The sequence below is a fragment of the Mesorhizobium sp. M4A.F.Ca.ET.050.02.1.1 genome (assembly GCF_003997725.1).
Classification (GTDB): domain Bacteria; phylum Pseudomonadota; class Alphaproteobacteria; order Rhizobiales; family Rhizobiaceae; genus Mesorhizobium.
Genome location: NZ_RZSG01000282.1, coordinates 1 through 6,980, shown reverse-complemented (window position 1 = coordinate 6,980; position 6,980 = coordinate 1). Strand labels below are relative to the sequence as shown.

Here is a 6,980-nt window from a genome sequence, read left to right as displayed (position 1 = left end):
CCCCCGCCCTTGGCCGCCGGGCCGCTGGAAATCGGCTTGGCAACGCTGCGGCGGAAGTACTAGGAGGGAGGCCTTTCCCATGCGCACGGCGGCACTGCGGCTTCGCTCGATCCGACAAGTCCTGTTGCCGCTGATGGGGTTTACCGACTGGCACGAAGGAACCGGCGTGGACGGCAGGCCCATTTGGAAGCACTACATAGCCAGAACGGACTCATGGGAGTCACGTCCGATGACACCCAAAGAGGAAGCCGAGGCCTTCTGGTGGTGTCACCCACCGTATTGAGCGCAAAGTGGCTTCTAGCGCTTCTTCGGCTGCCGTCCCGGTCAGTTCCCTCACCCTGCGAATTACCAGGGCGATAGAGACTCTCTTGTGAATGGCGGTTTCGAGAGCGGGCATGCAGGACCGGCCGGCAACAAACCTGCTACCCGCTTCAGCCGGAATCAATCGATCAGATGGCGCCTTCCTGCACCTGCCGGGACCGCGCAGTCCGGTCAGGTGCGGATGGATGCCGCACCTTTCATGCCAGCACGCCGCAAAGCGGAAGGTGCTTTGCCGCCTCGTCGGCTTCCATCCGCACTATGGTGTGCGTCAGGCCGCCATGCTCATCGATCCATTGCCGCACCCAGTCAGGATATTGCGATATAAGGTAATTGGCGGCGACCGCGTTCTGCCGAGCGCCGACGCCGTAGGGCAGATGGAAGCCGAAGGATGCCTGAGGGGTCACGCAAAGCTGCTCGACGGGCAGCGACAGATAGAGCGTGCAGGCGCTGTCACACGCCCCCTCGAGGCTCACCGGCTCGTCGGCGGCGCGCAATTGGGCAATGTGCAGGGCGAAGCTCACGATCTGGCCACCGTGATTGTCGCCGACCGTCTCGGCCTTCGCGGGCAGCGCCGCCAGAATGGCGGCGAGCCCAATCGCCGTGGTCTTCAACGCCCATCCAAGCTTTGTCGGCAGCAGATCGATTTTCATCCTGTGTTCTCGTTCTCGCGTTTGTCTCGCGGGCGGCTACGCTAGCATCAAGATGGTTAACATTAGGCAGCGCTCATCAATCTTCCGATCGGCCTGTTACACTCGCGCGAGCACGGTACCCCTAGAGGGGGCGCTCTACGGCGAAGGAGACGCCAGGAAGCGCGCCACGACCGGCGACTGTTCTGTGCAATTGAAGAACGAGCGCCCGTCCCGGCTCTTGGAGTATCGGCCGATCCTGGCATGGGCCGGAATTTTGTCTGGGTCGGCCTTCAAGCCGAGCAGAATACGCAGTTTCTTGAAAGCCATCTATGGAGAGCCCCACCCCGACACTCACGTTGGAATCCGGGCTCCCGATTTGTAAAGGGTGGATTTTGGGTTTTGAACATGCGCGAGCATGAAATCGCTGGCCGCCAGCGCGCGGCTGTCACGACCGAAACTGACGTCGAGACTGGTTGCGCTTCCGTTTGGTCCGGCGCCGTACCGCCTTCGCTAGCGGCGGCCGAGCCAACCGTCACCCAACTTCCCGCAGGATGAAATCGTGCAGCATCTTGGCGGCCGGAGAGAGCACGCGGTTCTTCACCGTGATCAGGCTGTAGGGCCGGACCTCGATGTCGAACTCGGTCTGGACGACATCGATGGCGCCGGCCAGCCCGTCGGGATTCTGGATGAATTTCGCCACCTGCACCGACACCGGCGCGATAGCATCGGACTGCGCCACCATGACCAGGGTGAGCAGCAGCGAGCTGGTGTTGAGGATGCGATCCGGGAGCGCGATGTTGCGGTTGAGGAAATTGCTCTCCATCGCCTGGCGCAGCGGCGAGCCGCCGGACTGGAAGACCCAGTCATAGGCGGCGGTCTCCTCCAGCCGCACCGCCTTGCCGTTGCTCAGCGGGTGGCCTCGGCGCACGATCAGGCAGGCCTTCTCGACGCCGATGACGCGCGATTCGAACAGACGCGGATTGAGATCGTCGGGAATGCGCGCGATGATGAAATCGTGGCGCGACGCAATCAGCTCGCGTGCCAGCACGTTCGAGGTCTCGACCTGCATGGTGATCTCGATGCGCGGATAGAGGCGGCGGATCTCGCGGATCGCCGGCACCGCCAGTTCGATCGCCGGCGCCGTCACTGCGCCCAGGAATACCGAGCCACCCTTGCCCGCCTTGAGCTCAGAGATCTCGCGGTCGGCCTCGCGCATCTCGAGCAGGATCGAGCGCGCGCGCCTGGCCAGCGCCCTGCCGTAGGGCGTCAGCGTGATGCCGCGCGGCAGCCGCTCGCAGAGCTTCACGTCGAGCACCGCCTCCATTTCCGAAATCATGCGCGAGGCGGCGGGCTGCGATATGTTCATCACCTGGGCCGCGGCGCTTACCCGGCCGTGATCGTCAAGGGCTGCGATCATGCGCATATGGCGCAGGCTGAGCCCGCTGCGCAGAAGCGTTTCGCCATCTCCAGGCAGCTCGTCGTATCCACCTGAAATACCAACAGGATTGCCCAATGCCGCCATGCTTTGTCTTCGCTCCCGCAACGCATTCGTCGGCTTTTGATATATACCAGTTTCGGTATAGCAACCATCAGAGATCGCATTTGACAGTTATGTCAAAGGGACACACCCTTCGCGCGTCCCGTGGCATGACGGTCGATGACGAGGGAGATCGTGTCGACTGAAATCAGCGCCGCGGGGCCGATTGGGAGGATACCGGAGATCGATAGACGACAGCGGCGCATCTCGCGCTTCTGCTCGCCTGCGCGGCCCGCGAAGCCCCGAGGTGTCGCGTCCATCAACCAGGGAGAGTTACTGTGAAAATCATCAAGACACTGGCCGCCGTGGCGGCCCTTGGCATCGCGGCCATGACGCTGCCGGCGCATGCAGGCGAAGGCCTTGTCGGCGTGCTGATGCCGACAAAGACCTCGCAGCGCTGGATCAATGACGGCGACGCCGTCAAGTCGCAGCTCGAGGCTCTCGGCTACACCGTCGACCTGCAGTACGCGCAGGACGACATCCCGAACCAGCTCAGCCAGCTGGAAAACGAAATCACCAAGGGCCCGAAGGCGCTGATCATCGCCTCGATCGACGGCACCACGATGGCCGACGCGCTGCAGAAGGCCAACGACGCGGGCGTCGTCGTCGTCGCCTATGACCGCCTGATCAAGAAGACCCCGAACGTCGACTACTACACCACCTTCGACAATTTCGGCGTCGGCGTGATCCAGGCGAACTCCCTGGTCAAGGGCCTCAAGGAGCGCTTCCCGAACACCAAGCCGTGGAACGTCGAACTGTTCGGCGGCTCGCCGGACGACAACAACGCCTTCTTCTTCTACAATGGCGCGATCTCCGTCCTGCAGCCGCTGATCGACGACGGCTCGATCAAGATCAAGTCCGGCCAGACCGGCATGGACAAGGTCGGCACGCTGCGCTGGCTCGCCGCCACCGCCCAGGCGCGCATGGACAACCTGCTCTCGGCCAACTACTCGGACGGCAGCCGCGTCGATGGCGTTCTGTCGCCCTATGACGGCCTGTCGCGCGGCATCACCGCCTCGCTGCGCGCCGTCGGTTACGGTACCGACGCACAGCCCTGGCCGATCGTGACCGGTCAGGACGCCGAGACCGCCTCGGTGAAGCTGATCATCTCGGGCGAGCAGTACTCGACGGTGTTCAAGGACACCCGCGAACTGGCCAAGGCCACCGTGCAGCTGGTCGACAAGGTGCTCTCCGGCGGCAAGCCCGACGGCCTCGACGAAAAGACCTACAACAACGACGTCAAGGTCGTCCCCTCGATCCTGTTGACGCCGCATGAGGTCGACAAGTCGAACTACCAGGCGCAGGTCGTCGACTCCGGCTACATCAAGGCCGACGAGCTGAAGTAATCCGGCTTCAAAGGGAGGGGTCCTGCGCGACGCAGGGCCCCTTTTCGTTCAGAAGCGACCCCGGTATTGTTTTTTGCCGGCTTCTGCAGCGCCATGCACCGTCGCGGCGCGGACCAGACTGCAGTATGTTGATTTCGCGCATGACGCTTTCCGAAACCGGAAGGCATGCGCCAGGGAGCGGAATTCCTAATGACCTCGACGATTTTGGAGATGCGCGACATCACCAAGACGTTCCCCGGCGTGAAGGCGCTGTCGAACGTCAACCTCAGCGTCGAGGAAGGCGAGATTCACGCCGTCGTCGGCGAGAACGGCGCCGGCAAATCGACGCTGATGAAGGTGCTGTCAGGGGTCTATCCGTCCGGCACCTATGAGGGACAGATCGTCTTTCGCGGCCAGGAATGCCACTTCAAGGGCATCCATGACAGCGAGCATATCGGCATCGTCATCATCCACCAGGAGCTCGCCCTGGTGCCGATGCTGTCGATCGCGGAAAACATCTTCCTCGGCAACGAGCACGCGACCTATGGCGTCATCGACTGGAACGCCAACGAGAAGCGCACCGCCGCATTGCTGAAGAAAGTCGGGCTCAAGGAAGACCCCAAGACGCTGATCACCAATATCGGCGTCGGCAAGCAGCAGCTGGTCGAGATCGCCAAGGCGCTGAGCAAGGAAGTGAAGCTGCTGATCCTCGACGAACCGACGGCTTCGCTCAGCGAAAAGGACAGCCAGGCGCTGCTCGACCTTCTGCTCGAGTTCAAGCGGCAGGGCATGACCTCGATCCTGATCTCGCACAAGCTGAACGAGGTGAACCGGGTCGCCGACAAGGTCACGGTGATCCGCGACGGACGCACCATCGAGACCTTGCCCAGGGAAGACATCAGCGAAGACCGCATCATCACCTCGATGGTCGGCCGCTCGCTCGACGACCGCTATCCGCCGCGCGAGCCGCAGATCGGCGAGGTCGTCTTCGAGGTCAAGGACTGGTCGGTCTACCATCCGATCCACGCCGACCGGCAGGTGATCAAGAACGTCAACCTCAATGTGCGCAAGGGCGAGGTGGTTGGCATCGCCGGGCTGATGGGCGCCGGCCGGACCGAATTCGCGATGAGCCTGTTCGGCCGTTCCTATGGCCGGCACATCACCGGCGAGGTTTTGCTCGAAGGCAAGCCGATCGACCTTTCGTCGGTGAGCAAGGCGGTGGAGAACCGCATCGCCTATGTCACCGAGGACCGCAAGACCTACGGCCTCAACCTCATCGACCATATCAAGCACAATGTGACTTTGGCCAATTTGGGCGGTGTTTCGAGCCGCGGCGTCATCGACGACATGCGCGAAATGAGCGTGGCCAACGACTATCGCAAGAAGACGAACATCCGCGCGTCCAGCGTTTATCAGCTGACCGGCAATCTTTCTGGCGGCAACCAGCAGAAGGTGGTGCTGTCGAAATGGCTGTTCGCCGACCCGGAACTGCTGATCCTCGACGAGCCGACGCGCGGCATCGATGTCGGCGCCAAGTACGAAATCTATACGATCATCGCCCGTCTCGCCGCCGAGGGCAAAGCGATCATCGTCATCTCGTCGGAAATGCCGGAGCTGCTCGGCATCACCGACCGCATCTATGTCATGAACGAAGGGCGCATGGTCGGCGAAATGGCGGCAAGCGACGCCAGCCAGGAAAAAATCATGCGCGCCATCGTTCGCGGAGAAGGAAAAAAAGCATCATGAGCACAGAAAGCGCTCCCGCGCCGCAAAGCGGCGCAGCCGAAGACGTCAAGCAGGGTCCGCGCGTCGCCGTCTCGGCGCTGACGACGAACCTGCGCGAATACGGCCTGATCATCGCGCTGATCGTCATCATGCTGTTCTTCCAGTACACGACATCAGGAACGCTGTTCAAACCGGTCAATCTCAGCAACCTGGTGCAGCAGAACTCGTTCATTATCGTGATGGCGCTGGGCATGCTGCTGGTGATCGTATCCGGCCATATCGACCTCAGCGTCGGTTCAGTGGCGGGCTTCATCGGGGCGCTGGCGGCGATGATGATGGTCATCTGGCCGCTCGGGATATTAAGCAATCCGCTGGTGGTCTCGATCGTGTGCCTGATCGTGGGCGCCCTCATCGGCGCGGCTCAAGGCTACTGGATCGCCTATCACCGGATACCGAGCTTCATCGTGACGCTGGCGGGCATGCTGATCTTTCGAGGCATCTGCCAGGCCCTGCTGGGCGGCGGCTCCTCGGTCGGCCCGCTTCCAGACAGTTTCAAGGCGCTAAGCTCGGGCTTCATTCCGGACGTGATCGGGCCGCTGACGCTGATCCCGCCGACGGTGAATGCCGCCGGCAAGACCATCCTCGGCAGCGGGCTTACGCTGCACATGACGACGATCGTGCTCGGACTGATCGCGGTGCTCGCCTATGCCTATTTCGGGCTGCGGGCCCGCCGCAAGCGTGAGCGTCATGGCTATGAGGCCGAGCCTTTCCCGCTGTTCGTCATCAAGACGCTGGTCGGCAGCGCGTTGGCGCTGTTCCTGGTCTTCCAGTTCGCGAGCTACAGGGGCCTGCCGGTTGTGCTGCTGGTGATGGGCGTGCTGATCTCGCTGTTCGTCTTCGTCACCAAGCGCATGACAATCGGCCGCCGCATCTATGCCATGGGCGGCAACGCCAAGGCGGCGCAACTGTCGGGCATCAACACCGAACGGCTGACGCTGATGGTGTTCATCAACATGGGCGTGCTGTCGGCGCTCGGCGGCCTGATCATCGCGGCGCGCCTCGGCCAGGCCGTGCCGGCGGCCGGCCTCGGCAGCGAGCTCGACGTCATCGCGGCCGTGTTCATCGGCGGCGCCTCGGCGATGGGCGGTGTCGGGCAGGTCATCGGTGCGGTGGTCGGCGGCTTCATCATGGGTGTGATGAACAACGGCATGTCGATCATGGGCGTCAACGTCGACTGGCAGCAGGTGGTCAAGGGCCTGGTGCTGCTCGGCGCGGTGATCTTCGACGTCTACAACAAGAACAAGGCCTGACGGCAGCAATTCCAGGAAAGCTGCATAGCGGTTTTCCGTCCGGAATTGCGCAGAGACAATATATTGGGAGCGGCCGGCTGCTCGAAGCTGAACCGCACCAGCCGAGGAAAGCAGGAGGCATACGGGTCCAGAT

At 62.5% G+C, this 6,980-nt stretch carries 6 protein-coding genes; 3 read left to right on the top strand and 3 right to left on the bottom strand.

Annotation, left to right across the window (positions count from 1 at the left end; all coding sequences use genetic code 11):
• Window positions 1–518: 518 nt before the first annotated feature.
• The 3 genes from EOA33_RS18805 to EOA33_RS18800 form a co-directional block, all read right to left on the bottom strand.
• Complete coding sequence (locus EOA33_RS18805; protein WP_127406266.1) at window positions 519–971, bottom strand: hypothetical protein; 453 nt, start codon at window positions 969–971, stop codon at window positions 519–521.
• Between the two features lie 135 nt (window positions 972–1,106).
• Complete coding sequence (locus tag EOA33_RS39125) at window positions 1,107–1,277, bottom strand: hypothetical protein (RefSeq protein ID WP_189375353.1); 171 nt, start codon at window positions 1,275–1,277, stop codon at window positions 1,107–1,109.
• Window positions 1,278–1,482: 205 nt separating this feature from the next.
• Window positions 1,483–2,472, bottom strand: a complete 990-nt coding sequence (locus EOA33_RS18800) for a LysR family transcriptional regulator (RefSeq protein WP_127406265.1) — start codon at window positions 2,470–2,472, stop codon at window positions 1,483–1,485.
• A 293-nt stretch (window positions 2,473–2,765) separates the two neighbouring features.
• Here EOA33_RS18800 and chvE point away from each other — a divergent pair, with 293 nt between their 5' ends.
• From chvE to mmsB, 3 genes are all read left to right on the top strand, one after another.
• On the top strand, window positions 2,766–3,833 hold the full coding sequence (chvE, locus tag EOA33_RS18795) for a multiple monosaccharide ABC transporter substrate-binding protein (protein ID WP_126056584.1): 1,068 nt from the start codon (window positions 2,766–2,768) through the stop codon (window positions 3,831–3,833).
• Window positions 3,834–4,022: 189 nt separating this feature from the next.
• Window positions 4,023–5,558, top strand: a complete 1,536-nt coding sequence (mmsA, locus tag EOA33_RS18790) for a multiple monosaccharide ABC transporter ATP-binding protein (RefSeq protein ID WP_127399737.1) — start codon at window positions 4,023–4,025, stop codon at window positions 5,556–5,558.
• Window positions 5,555–6,847 carry a multiple monosaccharide ABC transporter permease gene (gene mmsB, locus EOA33_RS18785; RefSeq protein WP_127406264.1) on the top strand — a complete coding sequence of 431 codons (1,293 nt, stop codon included), beginning with the start codon at window positions 5,555–5,557 and terminating at the stop codon, window positions 6,845–6,847. Before mmsA ends, mmsB begins: the two co-directional genes overlap by 4 nt.
• The last annotated feature ends 133 nt before the right edge of the window (window positions 6,848–6,980 follow it).

Bases quoted from the DNA above. Each gene is read 5' to 3' on its own strand.
- EOA33_RS18805 (WP_127406266.1), bottom strand. From the start codon at position 971: ATGAAAATCGATCTGCTGCCGACAAAGCTTGGATGGGCGTTGAAGACC.
- EOA33_RS39125 (WP_189375353.1), bottom strand. From the start codon at position 1,277: ATGGCTTTCAAGAAACTGCGTATTCTGCTCGGCTTGAAGGCCGACCCA.
- EOA33_RS18800 (WP_127406265.1), bottom strand. From the start codon at position 2,472: ATGGCGGCATTGGGCAATCCTGTTGGTATTTCAGGTGGATACGACGAG.
- mmsA (WP_127399737.1), top strand. From the start codon at position 4,023: ATGACCTCGACGATTTTGGAGATGCGCGACATCACCAAGACGTTCCCC.
- mmsB (WP_127406264.1), top strand. From the start codon at position 5,555: ATGAGCACAGAAAGCGCTCCCGCGCCGCAAAGCGGCGCAGCCGAAGAC.